The following is a 14,991-nucleotide window of genomic DNA, read 5'->3' on the forward strand; positions in this document are numbered from 1 at the left end:
CGCTCCGCGTGGGAATGCAGCCGGGGACGCTCCGCGTCCGAAATCAAAAGATCGCAGCCTGCGGCAGCTCCTACCGTATTTGTATTTGACCGGGGATGGTTGTCCGGTGAGCATGGCGTACGCCCGCCAGGCATTTTCAAATAAGGACATTGACCTCTTCGTGGCCACCTACTCGCGCTTCATCCGCCGGTTGATGATCAGCTCGCTGACCGTCGTCGTCAGCCGCGCCCTGATCAGCCCGCTGCTCACTCTGTTCCTCAGCAACAAACTCGGCCTCAACCCGCAAGACGTCGGCCTGCTTCTGGGCATCGCGGTGTTCAGTGCCACGCTGTTGTCGCTGTACGGTGGCTACATCATCGATCGGCTGGACAAGCGGCAGTTGCTGATCCTGAGCATGTTGTCGAGCGGCATCGGCCTGATGCTGCTGACCTTCGCGCAGAACCTGTATCTGGTCACCGTGGTGCTGATCATCAGCGAAACCGCGTCGGCGTTGTTCCTGATTGGCTCCAAGGCGATCCTCAGTGAAAACCTGCCGGTCGGCCAGCGGGTCAAGGCGTTTTCGCTGAACTACACGCTGACCAACATCGGCTATGCCGTCGGCCCGATGATCGGCGTGGTGATTGCCGGTATCCAGCCGTCAGCGCCCTTCATCGTTGCGGGCGCGATTGCCATTGGCAGCATCTTCCTGCTACTTGGCGCCACGAAAGAAGCGAATCCGATTACCGCAGTCGGCCCGCCGCAAAGTTTTCTCAAGACCCTGATCATCCTGAAGAACGACCGCACGATGATCCTCTTCACCCTCGGCTGCCTGCTCAGCACATTGGTGCACGGGCGCTTCACTCTGTACCTGTCGCAATACCTGCTGGTCACCCACACCCAGCAACAGACGCTGGACACCATGGCCGCCCTGCTCGCCTGCAACGCGATCACAGTGATTTTGCTGCAGTACCAGATCGGCCGTTTTCTCAAGCGCGAGCACCTGCGTCAGTGGATTGCCGGCGGTACGGCGCTGTTCATCGTCGGGCTGATCGGTTTCAGTCTGGCCGACAGCCTGGTCGGCTGGTGCGTGGCGATGTTCATCTTCACCCTCGGCGAGATGATCATTTACCCGGCGGACTTTCTGTTTGTCGACACCCTGGCCCCCGAAGAACTGCGCGGCAGCTACTACGGCGCGCAGAATCTGGCGGCCTTGGGCGGTGCGGCGAGCCCGGTGATGTGCGGGTTTCTGCTGATGCACACGCCGGCGCCCGTGATGTTCTACGCCTTGAGTGCCTTGGCGGCGGTCGGCGGCTATTTATGTTTCGCCAGTGGCCGCCGCATAGCCTTAGTGCAAAAATAATGCATTCAAACTGCATTTATATGAATTTGTCAGCATCGAGCCAGACCGGCACACTGTGCGCGTTCCTCCCCCAATGTTGGAACACTTCGAGGGCTTTCCGGATTGCCGGACAAGTCCTTTTTTTTGCCCTGAATTTGCTGCAAGGAATCGGATTCACATGCTCGCTCGCTGGTTGCCCGCCGCCATCAACACCCGCCCGACCGAATGGAGCCGCGCCGCTATCGGCATGGCTTTGGGGACGCTGTTTAGTGTGTGGCTTTGCGCTCAGGTGTTTGGCCATGAAGTGGCTTACCACCTGATCGGCCCGTTGGGTGCTTCAGCGGTGTTGCTATTCGCCGTGTCGTCCGGCGCACTCGCCCAGCCGTGGTCGATCATTGGCGGTTATCTGTGTGCCGGCGTTGTCGCGCTGCTGGTCGCACACGTGCTGGGACGAACCCTCGGTAGTGCCTGCCTGGCGGCGGGCATGGCGCTGATTCTGATGTGCTGGTTGCGCTGCCTGCACCCGCCGGCCGGTGCCTTGGCCTTGACCCTGGTGTTGGCCGATCCGGCGACCATCGCCATGGACTGGAAAGCCATGGAACCGGTGATGCTCGGTGCCGCGTGCCTGTTGCTCAGCGCCTTGGCCTACAACAATCTGACGCGGATTCGTTACCCGAAACGCCCGGCAGAACCGGCGCCGGTTCTGGCCCCGGTCGACAGCCAGGCAATCACCGCCGATGACCTCAAGCTGGCGCTGGCCGACATGGAAGCGTTCATCGACATCACCCCCGAAGACCTCGAACAACTGATCCACGCCAGCGAACTGCACGCCAAACGCCGCAGCATCACCGCGACCTTCACCTGACCCCTTATGTAGGAGCTGCCGCAGGCTGCGATCTTTTGATCTTCTTAAAGAGGCACAATCGCATTCTTTGGCAGCACCGACATAATCGCTTAGTCCGGCATAGACCGGATGATATCGGCCAAATCATCCTTGGTGATTTCATTTGCCTTTATTGCTTCAGCGACATCTTTCTTTGAGAGCGGGAAACGTTTAAAAATCTCCTTCAATGTATCCGCATCAACATTTGTCAGCCAGAGAGGATCAATTAAAGTGCCGCCATACTCAGGCTTCATAGGCACCTCATCACCAGCAATAACGCCCTGATGATTAAAGTAAACCATATAACGACTGAATCCCTCGGGATAGCTTTGATCATAATAAAGTGTGGTACCTCGAGGCAGCACGTAATAATTTTCATCATCGCCGCGCCCGGCAATCATCAAAGGCTCTCTTGTCTTAACCATATCCATGCTTCGACTCCTTATCAAACCAGTAGAAACAACAAAAAATAGTGCGCCAACATTGATCAATGTCACTGCGATCAAAAATAGTGACAACCTACTTTTTGTAAATATTTTTCTTATCATAGCGTGCCTCAGTGTTGCCTTCGAGCATGGCCTGAAAATCTGCCGGCATGAATATTCCATCCCGAGGAGAGCTTTGAGTGTGCGTCGCTTGTCTTTCCACCCAAGAAAGCCCCCTCAGCTCTGCATACTGCTCGGGGTTTTGTATGATTGCCTTTCCTGAAACCTTAGCCCCGCCAATGGTCATGGTTGTACAGTTGTTCGTCGTTGGCTGATAACTCTCGGGCAAAAGATATCGAGTCGAAGTAGGAAACTTCTTTCTCAATTCTTTTTTTCTCGCAATGACGCCATCGAAGTACGTATTCACCGCCTCGGCTTCTTTATTACCCAGATAATAAACAAAACCCGTTGTAGTCCTCCCGTAGCGGTTTTCGTTCGCTATGTACGCATTGAAAGATGTCCATACATTGAAGACACCCTCTCCTTCACTTTTGAAAGGCCCCCATACCAGCCCATACCGCCCGAAGTCGTAGGTGATGTCTTTATTATCCACGACAACGCGCAAAGCAGCGTGACCGTAAGTATGATCTTCTCCTTTTAACGTATAGGGGCCTCCGATTAGAATTTCCATAAATGCACCGGACACTGCCAATCTATTCGTCTTGGTGGTTTTGCCTGATGCACCTGAAGATTTTGCTGCCTGTTTGGTACCAGACGTCTTGGTAGGCTGAACCATTAAAGATGTTCCGTATCTTCAAGTTTCGGGAATTTTATACTGCAACTTCCCCTGGGAATATTTGCCACATGCACGAAGCCATTTCCGTCAAGAACACCGGTCATCACAGTTCCATCGGGCAGCGTCAGTTCATATGCTTCGTTGGCGATAGGCTCATCTCTATCGTCAAGCAACTGAAACTCAACAAAAGTCTTTTCTTTGAGAAATTCCGAGAAAAAACTGGTCGAAGCACCACCCCCAAACTCACCGACAAAAGTATCGGGGGAACCAGCCGTTATCGTCGCGCCACATGCTGTTTACGAGTCAACGTGCGCTACGTCTTTCCCTAACCCAAAGACATGCGGGGCGCCTGTTGTTATGGGGTTGCTACCGTGAATCGGACAGGAGTAGATATCTCCTACCAAAGCCACGGGCATTGAGTTAACAAAAATCGGGCTTGATCCGGTAGTGATATTCCCACCGTGACTGCCCGGATCTCCTAGTCGTGCGACTGGCTTTCCTGCCATCGTTTAGTCTCCTTCTAACATCACGAACTGGCGGATGTTACCTGATCTTCGATGGTTCCTGAACAAATGAAACTATACGGGAACTGGCTTACACGATAAGAAGCCTCCTCCCATGCACCGCCGGTTGACTGACCTTTGCTCACTTCCTATCGACGTGAAAGATGTGCTCGGCCGACAGATTCTGAAGCGGATTTGAAGCAAGAGCTGTTAAATACAACGAAGCCGCGATCTTTTGATCTTGAAAAAACAAGATCAACAGATCGCATCCTTCGGCAGCTCCTACATGAGCCCGCGTATATTTTTGGGTAAGGTAAAAACGCAGACAGGCCCTGCAGATATCCCCGTTGTACAGGGCAAATTTGCACTGTTACGATCCGGTAACGCTCGCGCGCGAGCTTCTCGAATAAAGACAATAAAAGCAGGGAGTTACTGATGACAGCTCAGGCTTCATCCCCGCGGACTCAGTCCATGGATGCCACGCAAGACGACGTGCTGGCCGAGGTTCGCAACCACATCGGTCACCTGACCCTCAACCGACCCGCCGGCCTCAACGCCATCACCCTCGACATGGTGCGCCTGCTGCAACAACAGCTTGACGCCTGGGCGGCTGACGCCAATGTCCATGCAGTAGTGCTGCGCGGTGCCGGTGAAAAAGCCTTCTGCGCCGGCGGCGACATTCGCTCGCTGTACGACAGCTTCAAAAGCGGCGATACCTTGCACGAAGACTTCTTCGTCGAGGAATACGCCCTCGACCTGACGATTCATCACTACCGCAAACCGGTGCTGGCCTTGATGGACGGTTTTGTCCTCGGCGGCGGCATGGGTCTGGTGCAGGGCGCGGATCTGCGCGTGGTCACCGAGAAGAGCCGACTGGCGATGCCGGAAGTGGCCATCGGTTATTTCCCGGACGTCGGCGGCAGTTATTTCCTGTCGCGGATTCCCGGTGAACTGGGGATTTATCTGGGCGTCAGCGGCGTACAGATTCGCGCGGCCGATGCGCTGTATTGCGGCCTCGCCGACTGGTATCTGGACAGCAGCAAACTGGCGCTGCTCGATGAAAAACTCGATCAACTGGAATGGCAAGATACGCCGCTCAAGGCGCTGCAGAACCTGTTGGCCAAACACGCCGTGCAAACCCTGGCCGATGCGCCACTGGAAGCGCTGCGCCCGGCCATCGACCACTTCTTCGCCCTGCCCGACGTGCCAAGCATGGTCGAGCAACTGCGCGCGGTCACCGTCGCCGACAGTCATGAATGGGCAACCGCCACCGCGAATCTGCTGGAAACCCGCTCGCCACTGGCCATGGCCGTGACCCTGGACATGCTCCGTCGCGGCCGTCACCTGAGCCTGGAACAGTGCTTCGCACTGGAGTTGCATCTGGACCGCCAGTGGTTTGAGCGCGGCGACTTGATCGAGGGCGTACGTGCCCTGCTGATCGACAAAGACAAGACACCTCGCTGGAACCCGCCGACTCTGACTGCGCTCGACGCGGACCATGTCGCGAGTTTCTTCCACGGGTTTGCTGAGAGCGGGAACTGAGCCATGCACGATCTCGAACTGACTGAAGAACAAGTGATGATCCGCGACATGGCCCGGGACTTCGCCCGTGGCGAAATCGCACCGCACGCGCAAGCGTGGGAAAAGGCTGGCTGGATCGACGACGCGCTGGTCGCGAAGATGGGCGAACTGGGTTTGCTCGGCATGGTGGTGCCCGAAGAATGGGGCGGTACTTATGTTGACTACGTGGCGTATGCCTTGGCGGTCGAAGAAATTTCCGCAGGCGATGGCGCGACTGGCGCGTTCATGAGCATTCACAATTCGGTCGGCTGCGGCCCGGTGCTCAACTACGGCAGCGAAGCCCAGAAACAGACCTGGCTGGCGGACCTCGCCAGTGGGCAAACCATCGGCTGCTTCTGCCTGACCGAGCCGCAGGCCGGCTCGGAGGCGCACAACCTGCGCACCCGCGCCGAGCTGCGCGACGGCCAGTGGGTGATCAACGGTTCCAAGCAATTTGTCAGCAACGGCAAACGGGCGAAACTGGCGATCGTGTTTGCAGTGACCGATCCGGATTTGGGCAAGAAAGGCATTTCGGCGTTTCTGGTACCGACGGATACCGCCGGTTTTATCGTTGATCGCACCGAACACAAAATGGGTATCCGTGCTTCCGACACCTGCGCCGTGACGTTGAACAACTGCAGCATTCCCGAGGCCAACCTGCTCGGCGAACGCGGCAAAGGCCTGGCGATTGCCCTGTCCAATCTTGAGGGCGGACGTATCGGCATCGCCGCTCAGGCGCTCGGCATAGCCCGCGCGGCGTTTGAAGCGGCGCTCGCCTACTCGAAAGATCGGGTGCAGTTCGACAAGCCGATCATCGAACACCAGAGCATCGCCAACCTGCTGGCCGACATGCACATGCAGATCAACGCGGCACGCCTGCTGATCCTGCACGCGGCGCGCCTGCGTTCGGCGGGTAAACCGTGTTTGTCGGAAGCCTCGCAGGCCAAATTGTTTGCCTCGGAAATGGCCGAGAAGGTCTGTTCGTCAGCGATTCAGATTCATGGCGGGTATGGCTATCTGGAAGATTATCCGGTCGAGAAATACTACCGCGATGCGCGGATCACGCAGATTTATGAGGGGTCGAGCGAGATACAGCGGATGGTCATTGCGCGGGATTTGAAGAACTACCAGCTCTAACCTGTAGGAGCTGTCGAGTGCAACGAGGCTGCGATCCTTTGATCCTGAGAGCAAAATCGAAAGATCGCAGCCTGCGGCAGCTCCTACAGAATGCAGGAACTGGCCGCGATGTTATTTGCCCTTGAACTCCGGCACACGCTTGGCGACGAACGCCGCCATGCCTTCCTTCTGATCCTGCGTGGCAAACGCCGCATGGAACACCCGGCGCTCAAACCGTACGCCTTCAGTCAGGTTGACTTCGAACGCACGATTCACGCTCTCCTTGACCATCATCGCAATCGGCAACGACTTGCTGGCGATCACCGCCGCCACCTTTAGCGCTTCATCGAGCAGCTCATCGCTCGGCACGATACGCGCCACAATCCCGCAACGCTCCGCTTCCACCGCATCAATCAAGCGCCCGCTCAAACACATCTCCATGGCCTTGGCCTTGCCTACGGCGCGGGTCAAACGCTGGGTTCCGCCCATGCCCGGCAACACGCCGAGGTTGATTTCCGGTTGGCCGAATTTGGCGTTGTCGCCGGCCAGAATGAAGTCGCACATCAGCGCCAGTTCACAGCCACCGCCGAGGGCAAAACCATTGACTGCGGCGATGATCGGCTTGCGACGGTTAGCCACGCGATCGCTGTCGCTGAACAGGTCGTCCATGTAGATCTGCGGGTAGGTCAGCTCAGCCATTTCCTTGATGTCGGCACCGGCGGCAAAAGCTTTTTTCGAACCGGTGATCACGATGCAGCCGATGTTCGCGTCCGCTTCCAAGGTATCCAGCGCCTGATTGACTTCGCTGACCAGCTGCGCGTTCAGGGCATTCAGCGCCTGCGGACGGTTGAGGGTGATCAGGCCAACGCGGCCGTGGTTTTCCAGCAGAATCGTTTCGTAGCTCATACATAACTCCTCAATTCATTCCCTGTGAAGGAGCTGCCGCAGGCTGCGATCTGTTGACGTTGATTTTCAAGATCAAAAGATCGCAGCCTCGTTGCACTCGTCAGCTCCTACACACGGGGTGGGGTTTATAGGTTGCGGGAGATGACCATGCGCTGAATGTCGCTGGTGCCTTCGTAAATCTGGCAGACGCGCACGTCGCGGTAGATGCGTTCCAGCGGGAAGTCGTTGAGGTAACCGTAACCGCCCAGCGTCTGCAATGCCATCGAACAGACCTTCTCGGCCATTTCCGAGGCGAACAGTTTGGCCATCGACGCCTCGACCAGTGCCGGCTGGCCGCTGTCACGCAGGGCCGCCGCGTAATGCACCATCTGCCGGGCGACGGCAATTTGCGTGGCCATGTCAGCTAGGCGGAACGCGACAGCTTGATGTTCGATGATCGGCTTGCCGAAGGTGTCACGCTCACGGGCGTAATCGCGCGCCGCTTCGAATGCCGCACGGGCCATGCCCACCGATTGCGAGGCGATGCCGACACGGCCGCCCTCAAGGTTGGCCAAGGCAATCTTGTAGCCCTCGCCCTCCTCGCCCAAACGGTTGGCCACCGGCACTTTCACGTCTTCGAAAAGAATCTGGCAGGTGTCAGAGGCGTGCTGGCCGAGCTTGTCTTCGACGCGAGCGACTTTATAGCCCGGTGAATCGGTCGGCACGATGAACGCCGTGATCCCGCGCTTGCCGGCGCTCGGATCAGTCACCGCGAAGACGATGACGATCCCGGCGTTCTGCCCGGAAGTGATGAACTGTTTGCAGCCGTTCAACACATAGTGATCGCCTTCCAGCCGCGCGCGGGTTTTCAGGCTGCTGGCGTCGGAACCGGCTTGTGGCTCGGTCAGCGCGAAGGCACCGAGCATGGCGCCGCTGGCCAGCGGTTTGAGGAAACGTTCGCGCTGATCGTCGTTGCCGAACTTGAGGATCGGCACGCAGCCGACCGAGTTGTGCACGCTCATGATCGTTGAGCAGGCGCCATCACCGGCAGCGATTTCTTCCAGGGCCATGGCATACGCCAGGTAGCCGGTGTCGCAACCGCCCCACTGCTCCGGCACGAGCATGCCGAAAAAGCCCAGCTCGGCCATTTCACCGATGGCTTCCTTGGGGAAGCGGTGTTCGCGATCCCACTCGGCGGCGAACGGCTTGAGGCGTTCCTCGGCAAACTGCCGGGCCATTTCGCGGATCTGGGTTTGGTCTTCGTTGGGAATCATGCTGAATCCTTAAATCCGGTTGACCACACCCCCCTGTAGGAGCTGCCGCAGGCTGCGATCTTTTGATCTTGATCTTAAAAACAAGATCAAAAGATCGCAGCCTCGTTGCACTCGACAGCTCCTACAGGGGGAGTGTGTTTAGTAGAGGCATTCCACGGCCATGGCTGTGGCTTCGCCGCCGCCGATGCAGATCGCAGCGATACCGCGCTTGAGGTTTCGCTGGCGCAGGGCCGACAGCAATGTCACCAGAATCCGCGCACCGGAGGCACCGATCGGATGGCCCAGCGCACATGCACCGCCATGCACGTTGAGCTTGTCGTGGGGGATTTCCAGATGCGTCATCGCCGCCATGCCGACCACGGCAAACGCTTCGTTGACCTCGAACAGATCAACGTCACCCAGCGACCAGCCGGTCTTCTTGATGAGTTTTTTGATCGCCCCAATCGGCGCCACCGGGAACAGGCCGGGGGTATCGGCGAACGCGGCATGACCATGGATCACGGCCAACGGTTTCAGCCCCAGTTTCTGCGCCTGAGACTGACGCATCAGCAGCAGTGCCGCCGCGCCGTCAGAGATCGAACTGGAATTGGCCGCCGTCACCGTGCCGCCTTCGCGGAAGGCCGGTTTCAGTGAGGCGATCTTGTCCAGTTTGGCTTTCGGCGGCTGCTCGTCGTTGCTGATCAGCACCTGTTCTTTGCCGACGGTCACGGTCAGCGGGACGATTTCGTCCTTGAAGCTGCCGTCCTGAATCGCCTGCTGCGCGCGGGTGGTCGAGGCGATGGCAAAGGCATCCTGCGCTTCGCGGCTGAAATGATTGGTCTCGGCACAATCTTCGGCAAAGGTGCCCATCAGGCGCCCCTTGTCGTAGGCGTCTTCGAGGCCGTCGAGGAACATCGAATCAAGCACGCGACCATGGCCCATGCGGTAACCGGCGCGAGCGCGATCCAGCAGATACGGCGAGTTGGACATGCTCTCCATGCCGCCAGCGATGACCACATCGGCACTGCCGGCGATCAGCATGTCGTGGGCGAGAATGGTGGTCTCCATGCCCGAACCGCACATCTTGTTGACGGTGGTGCAACGGGTCGATTTATCCAGTCCCGCGCCCAATGCAGCCTGACGCGCAGGTGCCTGACCGAGCCCCGCCGGCAACACGCAACCGAACAGCACTTCATCAACCGAATCACTAGCGACACCGGCGCGTTCAACCGCAGCCTTGATCGCCGCAGCACCGAGTTGCGGCGCGGTGAGGCTTTTCAGTTCGCCCTGGAAGCCGCCCATGGGCGTGCGCACAGCGCTGACGATAACAATCGGATCGTTGGAAATAGTCATGACAAATCCTCCTTACTTGGCGGCCATGCGCAAGGCACCGTCGAGACGGATCACCTCGCCGTTGAGCATGCTGTTTTCGATGATATGTCGAACCAGTGCAGCGTATTCGCCAGGCTTGCCCAGGCGCGGCGGGAACGGTACGCCGGCAGCCAGCGAATCGCGCACTTCCGGGGTCATGCCGGCCATCATCGGCGTTTCGAAAATGCCCGGTGCGATGGTCATCACGCGAATGCCGAAACGCGCCAGTTCACGGGCGGCGGGCAGAGTCAGACTGGCGATTGCGCCTTTGGATGCGGCGTAAGCTGCCTGACCGATCTGGCCGTCGAATGCTGCCACCGAGGCGGTGTTGATGATTACGCCGCGTTCGCCGTCGGCATTGGCTTCGGATTCGGCGATGGCCGCAGCGGCCAGACGCAGCATGTTGAAGCTGCCGATCAGGTTGACGTTGATCACCTGGGCGAAGCTGCTCAGCGCATGTGGGCCGTTCTTGCCGAGAATCTTCTCGCCTCGCACGATACCGGCGCAGTTGACCAGACCGTTGAGGCTGCCAAACGCGGCGACGGTCGCTTGCACGGCGGCTTCGGCGGCGGCTTCGTTGCTGATGTCAGCCACCACACTTTGCGCGCCCAGACGCTGGGCCTGAGCGGCGACGGCTTCGGCATTCATGTCCACCAACATCACTTTGGCGCCGGCATTCACCAGTAATTCAGCGGTCGCGGCGCCAAGGCCGGAGGCGCCGCCGGTGACGATAAAAACCTTGTTCTCGATCTGCATGACTGTCTTTCCTGATTCAAGCTGAAACGTTAGACGCCGCGGCCTCTTGAGCCTTGGCGATTTCCTGGTTGCGCAAGATAAAGCGCTGCAATTTGCCGCTCGTGGTCTTGGGCAATTCGCTGACAAATTCGATTTCACGCGGGTACGAATGCGCGGCCAGACGTTTGCGCACGTGTTGGCGCAGTTCTTCGGCCAGCTCCGGCGCGGCGCGGTATTGCGTACTGAGCACGACAAAGGCTTTGACCAGTTCGGTGCGCTCCGGGTCCGGTTTGCCGACGACCGCCGCTTCGACCACTGCCGGGTGTTCGATCAGCGCACTTTCCACGTCGAACGGACCGACGCGATAGCCGGAAGTGGTGATCACGTCATCGCTGCGACCGACGAAACTGATGCTGCCGTCCGGATTCCATTCCACGGTGTCGCCGCTGAGGTAGTAATCGCCGACGAAGGCTTTGGTCGGCGCACCTTCGTAGCCACCGAACCAGCACATCGGCGATTGCGGGCGGTCGATGGCGAGGATGCCGGGCTGGCCGACGCCGAGTTCGTTGTACTGATCATCGAGCACGACGATGCGATGGCCCGGCGAGGCAAAACCGGCGGCACCGACGTGAACCGCGTGGTCGAGGCCGTGGTGGTTGCACAGCACCATGCCCAGTTCGGTCTGGCCGTAGTGATCGTGAATGACCACGTCGAGGTTGTCGGCGAACCAGCGGATCACTTCTGGGTTCAGGGGCTCGCCGGCGCTGCTGACAATGCGCAGTTTGCCCTTGATCGACTTGGCAAACTCATCACCGCCGGCAATCAGCAGGCGGTAGGCCGTCGGTGAACCGGTGAGGTTGGTGATGCCGTATTTGTTGATCACCCGGCAGGTGCTTTCGAGGGTGAACGGGCCATCGTAGAAAGTGATCGGATGCCCCATCGACAAAGGGCCGGTGACGCCGAAATAAATGCCGTAGGCCCAGCCGGGATCGGCGACGTTCCAGAATGAATCTTCCGGGCGCAGATCCACGGCATCGCGGGTGTAGCTCTGGAAGGCGACGATGGCTTTGAGCGGCACCGACAGCGCTTTCGACGGGCCGGTGGTGCCCGAAGTGAACATCAGCAGGAACGGGTCTTCGCCGGTCAGCAGCACCGGTTCGCAAACGTTGGAATAGTTGGCCAGTTCGGCCCAGAAGCTGTAATCGCCACGGACGATGCCCTGGCCTTTGGCGCCGCCAACGGTAACGAGAGTTGGGCAGTCAGCAACTTCAGCGAGTTTCGGCCGGTTGACTGCATCGGTGACCACGACCTTGGCGCCTGAGCTGTTCAGGCGGTGTTCAAGGGCTTTGGGGCCGAACGCGGTAAACAGCGGCTGATACACCGCGCCGATGCGCCAGGTGGCGAGCACGGTGATGAGCAATTCGATGTTGCGTGGCAGCAGGCCGGCGACCTTGTCACCTTTCTGCACGCCCTGGGCCTGGAGGAAATTGGCGAAACGCGCGGCTTTGTCTTGCAGATCGCTGAAAGTGTACGTCGCACTGGTGCCGTCGCGACCTTCCCAGAACAGCGCGATACGCCCGGGCAAGGCATGACGGTCGCAGCATTCGACGCAGGCATTGAGTGCCTCAAGCGTACCGCTGAGTGCGGCATCAACGGTGTGCTGATAGTTGAACTGTGTGGTGGCAGACAAGTAATCGCGCATTGCCAGAATCCCTCTGTGTTTTTATTAGGCTGGGAAGCGTAAACAACAGAGGGATAGTCGCGCTGTGTGGGGGCTGGGGCAATGGTCAAAGCCATCAAAGTGGCTGACTGGTTTGGCCAAGACAGCTCAACATCGCCCCCCCTGCCGATCGTTCCCACGCTCCGCGTGGGAATGCAGTCCCGGACGCTCTGCGTCCACTTCAGAATTGGAACGCGGAGCGTCCCATCAGGCGTTCCCACGCGGAGCGTGGGAACGATCATCACAGGGGGAGTGCCTTTCAAATGTAGGAGTGAGCCTGCTCGCGATAGGGCCGGGTCAGACAACCTCATTGAGGATCAGCGTGCGGTAATGCCCCGGATTCGACCCCGACCACTTACGAAACGCCTTATAAAACGAACTCGCATCGGCAAACCCCAACCGACTCGCAATCTCGACAAAACTGATCGAAGGTTCCGCCAGCCAGACAATCGCCAATTCCTTGCGCACGCTGTCCTTGAGGCCCTGATACGTCTGCCCTTCCTCGGCCAGTCGTCGGCGCAAGGTCGAGGCCGACATGCACAACTGCTGGGCCAAAGCCTCGGTTTCCGGCCACTGCTCAGCGGGCAACTGCCGCAAATCCTGCTTGATCCGACTGGCGAGACTCTCCGGGTCGCGGTACTTCACCAGAATGTTCGCCGGCGCATGGGCCAAAAAGCGTTTCAGCTCTTCGGCAGAACGTTTGATCGGTAGCTCAAGGCAATCCGCGGAAAAGATCATTCGCGTACGGGGGCGATCGAAACGCAGGTTCTCCGAGAACATCACCCGGTAGTCATCGGTAAAATCCGGCTCAGGACAGCGCAGTTCGATGGCCAGAATCGGAATCCGCCGTCCCGCCAGCCAGCAGGCGACGCCGTGGACGATCATCCAATAGGTGAAATAGGTGAAGGCACGGCGCGGTTCAGGGTCGTCTTCGAGCAGGACGATTTCCGCGAGACTCTGTTGATGCACCAACTGCGCCGGCAGGCGCTCCAGCATCAACGAGAGAAAGCTCAGCCCCGTGCTCAAACCCGCCGCCAGCGTCGGCTGCGCCATCGCGCTGCGGCAGAGGAATTCCAGGCTGCCGGACTTCAGCTTGCGTGAGTCCATGCCAAAAAACTCGTCGTCGCCACGTCGGGCCAGCAGGCGCCAGAGTCTGGCGTACTGCGAGGCCGGTACCCGCCCGCCCTCGGATTGCAGCAGCGCCGGATCAATCCCGACCTTGTTCAAGACTTCATCCGTGGCCACGCCCGGGGCACAACTTTGCAGCAGCGCTTCACGCACCAGTTGCACGGCGATGGTGTCTTTTTCCGACATGGAGCGCGGTAAACCTTGTTGTTTTTTGAGTGGCAAGCATCTTACCGCAACCCATGCAGGAGCTGCCGCAGGCTGCGATCTTTTGATGTTGATCGTAAAAAAAACAGATCAAAAGATCGCAGCCTGCGGCAGCTCCTACATGAGAATGGTTGTTCTTCGAGTTGTTCAGCTTCTGTTCAGGTTTGTGTCAATGATTGTCATGTGAGAATGGTTGTCATTATGTTACAACTTGTAACCCCTCAGAATGACTTATTGGACACCGAATGCTCGTTCCCTTTCTGATCATGCTGCGCGAAGGCATTGAAGCCGCGCTGATCGTTGGCATCATCGCCAGCTACCTCCAGCAAACCGGCCGTGGCCAGTGGATGCCTGCCGTGTGGATCGGCGTTTTCCTCGCCGCCGCCCTCGCCCTGCTGGTCGGTGGTGGTCTGGAACTGGTCAGCGCGGAATTTCCGCAGAAGCAGCAGGAACTGTTCGAAGGCATTGTCGGACTGGTCGCGGTGGGCATTCTCAGCTCGATGGTGTTCTGGATGCGCAAAGTCGCGCGTTCGATCAAGCATTCGCTGCAAGCCTCACTCGATCACGCGCTGACTTCTTCCAAGCATCAGGTGATCGCGTTGATCGCCATGGTGTTTTTTGCTGTGGCCCGCGAAGGGCTGGAAACGGTGTTCTTCCTCCTCGCGGTGTTCCAGCAGAGCGAAGGCCCGGGCGCGCCGATCGGTGCCCTGCTCGGCCTGATCCTGGCGATCATCGTCGGCTTCCTGATCTACAGCGGCAGCATGCGCCTCAATCTTTCCGCATTCTTCAAGTGGACCGGCCTGTTCATTCTGGTGGTCGCCGCCGGGATTCTCGCCAACTCGGTGCAGGCCCTGCATGAAGCCGGGCTGTGGAACCACCTGCAAACCGTGCTGTTCGACTTCAGCGCGACGCTGCCGATGGATGGCCCGCTGGGCTCGGTACTCGCCGGCATGTTCGGTTATCAGGATGCACCGACCGTCAGCACCCTTGGTGCCTACCTGCTTTATCTGGTGATGGCGCTGGTGATGTTTTTTTACCCGGCTCCCGCGCCGAAGCCCTCCGCACAATCGTCTTCCGTTTCCAGCCAATAAGGG

Annotated in this window: 15 protein-coding genes; 6 read left to right on the plus strand and 9 right to left on the minus strand. The window is 58.6% G+C overall.

Annotated features, from left to right (window positions below; translation table 11 throughout):
* Nucleotides 1-160: 160 nt before the first annotated feature.
* Both PMI37_RS15850 and PMI37_RS15855 read left to right on the plus strand, forming a co-directional pair.
* Nucleotides 161-1,339: an MFS transporter gene (locus PMI37_RS15850; RefSeq protein WP_045123166.1), complete on the plus strand. Its 1,179-nt coding sequence runs from the start codon at nt 161-163 to the stop codon at nt 1,337-1,339.
* Between the two features lie 157 nt (nt 1,340-1,496).
* Nucleotides 1,497-2,183 (plus strand): HPP family protein, encoded by a 687-nt coding sequence (locus PMI37_RS15855; RefSeq protein WP_008082558.1) that lies wholly within the window; start codon nt 1,497-1,499, stop codon nt 2,181-2,183.
* An 89-nt stretch (nt 2,184-2,272) separates the two neighbouring features.
* Here PMI37_RS15855 and PMI37_RS15860 read toward each other — a convergent pair whose 3' ends face one another.
* Together PMI37_RS15860 and PMI37_RS15865 are read right to left on the minus strand one after the other, a co-directional pair.
* Nucleotides 2,273-2,632, minus strand: a complete 360-nt coding sequence (locus tag PMI37_RS15860) for a hypothetical protein (protein WP_008082559.1) — start codon at nt 2,630-2,632, stop codon at nt 2,273-2,275.
* A gap of 88 nt (nt 2,633-2,720) precedes the next feature.
* The gene (locus tag PMI37_RS15865) at nt 2,721-3,422 is read right to left on the minus strand and encodes a hypothetical protein (RefSeq protein WP_008082560.1); all 702 of its coding nucleotides are present in this window, start codon (nt 3,420-3,422) and stop codon (nt 2,721-2,723) included.
* 68 nt (nt 3,423-3,490) lie between these two features.
* Between PMI37_RS15865 and PMI37_RS31970 the strand changes: the two genes are divergently transcribed.
* On the plus strand, nt 3,491-3,751 hold the full coding sequence (locus PMI37_RS31970) for a hypothetical protein (RefSeq protein WP_008082561.1): 261 nt from the start codon (nt 3,491-3,493) through the stop codon (nt 3,749-3,751).
* Here the strand turns inward: PMI37_RS31970 and PMI37_RS31335 are convergent.
* Nucleotides 3,719-3,928, minus strand: a complete 210-nt coding sequence (locus PMI37_RS31335) for a PAAR domain-containing protein (protein ID WP_081500513.1) — start codon at nt 3,926-3,928, stop codon at nt 3,719-3,721. The genes PMI37_RS31970 and PMI37_RS31335 overlap by 33 nt on opposite strands.
* 432 nt (nt 3,929-4,360) lie before the next feature.
* On the opposite strand from PMI37_RS31335, the gene PMI37_RS15870 reads away from it, so the two are divergent.
* Both PMI37_RS15870 and PMI37_RS15875 read left to right on the plus strand, forming a co-directional pair.
* Nucleotides 4,361-5,467: an enoyl-CoA hydratase/isomerase family protein gene (locus PMI37_RS15870; protein ID WP_008082567.1), complete on the plus strand. Its 1,107-nt coding sequence runs from the start codon at nt 4,361-4,363 to the stop codon at nt 5,465-5,467.
* Nucleotides 5,468-5,470: 3 nt separating this feature from the next.
* On the plus strand, nt 5,471-6,622 hold the full coding sequence (locus tag PMI37_RS15875; protein ID WP_008082569.1) for an acyl-CoA dehydrogenase family protein: 1,152 nt from the start codon (nt 5,471-5,473) through the stop codon (nt 6,620-6,622).
* 111 nt (nt 6,623-6,733) lie between these two features.
* Here PMI37_RS15875 and PMI37_RS15880 read toward each other — a convergent pair whose 3' ends face one another.
* The 6 genes from PMI37_RS15880 to PMI37_RS15905 all read right to left on the minus strand — a co-directional run bounded on the left by PMI37_RS15880 (nt 6,734) and on the right by PMI37_RS15905 (nt 13,879).
* Nucleotides 6,734-7,507, minus strand: coding sequence for an enoyl-CoA hydratase (locus PMI37_RS15880; protein WP_008082570.1), 774 nt, complete (start codon nt 7,505-7,507; stop codon nt 6,734-6,736).
* A gap of 125 nt (nt 7,508-7,632) precedes the next feature.
* Entirely contained in the window at nt 7,633-8,760 is a 1,128-nt protein-coding gene (locus PMI37_RS15885) for an acyl-CoA dehydrogenase (protein ID WP_008082571.1), read from the minus strand.
* Nucleotides 8,761-8,898: 138 nt separating this feature from the next.
* Entirely contained in the window at nt 8,899-10,092 is a 1,194-nt protein-coding gene (locus PMI37_RS15890; RefSeq protein WP_008082572.1) for an acetyl-CoA C-acyltransferase, read from the minus strand.
* Between the two features lie 12 nt (nt 10,093-10,104).
* Nucleotides 10,105-10,866, minus strand: a complete 762-nt coding sequence (locus PMI37_RS15895; protein WP_008082577.1) for an SDR family NAD(P)-dependent oxidoreductase — start codon at nt 10,864-10,866, stop codon at nt 10,105-10,107.
* Between the two features lie 16 nt (nt 10,867-10,882).
* A complete protein-coding gene (locus PMI37_RS15900; protein ID WP_008082579.1) occupies nt 10,883-12,547 on the minus strand; it encodes an AMP-binding protein in 1,665 nt (554 codons plus the stop codon).
* Nucleotides 12,548-12,862: 315 nt separating this feature from the next.
* Nucleotides 12,863-13,879, minus strand: coding sequence for an AraC family transcriptional regulator (locus PMI37_RS15905; protein WP_008082580.1), 1,017 nt, complete (start codon nt 13,877-13,879; stop codon nt 12,863-12,865).
* Nucleotides 13,880-14,142: 263 nt separating this feature from the next.
* On the opposite strand from PMI37_RS15905, the gene efeU reads away from it, so the two are divergent.
* Nucleotides 14,143-14,988: an iron uptake transporter permease EfeU gene (efeU, locus tag PMI37_RS15910; RefSeq protein WP_008082581.1), complete on the plus strand. Its 846-nt coding sequence runs from the start codon at nt 14,143-14,145 to the stop codon at nt 14,986-14,988.
* The last annotated feature ends 3 nt before the right edge of the window (nt 14,989-14,991 follow it).

Source organism: Pseudomonas sp. GM80 (genome assembly GCF_000282515.1).
GTDB lineage: Bacteria > Pseudomonadota > Gammaproteobacteria > Pseudomonadales > Pseudomonadaceae > Aquipseudomonas.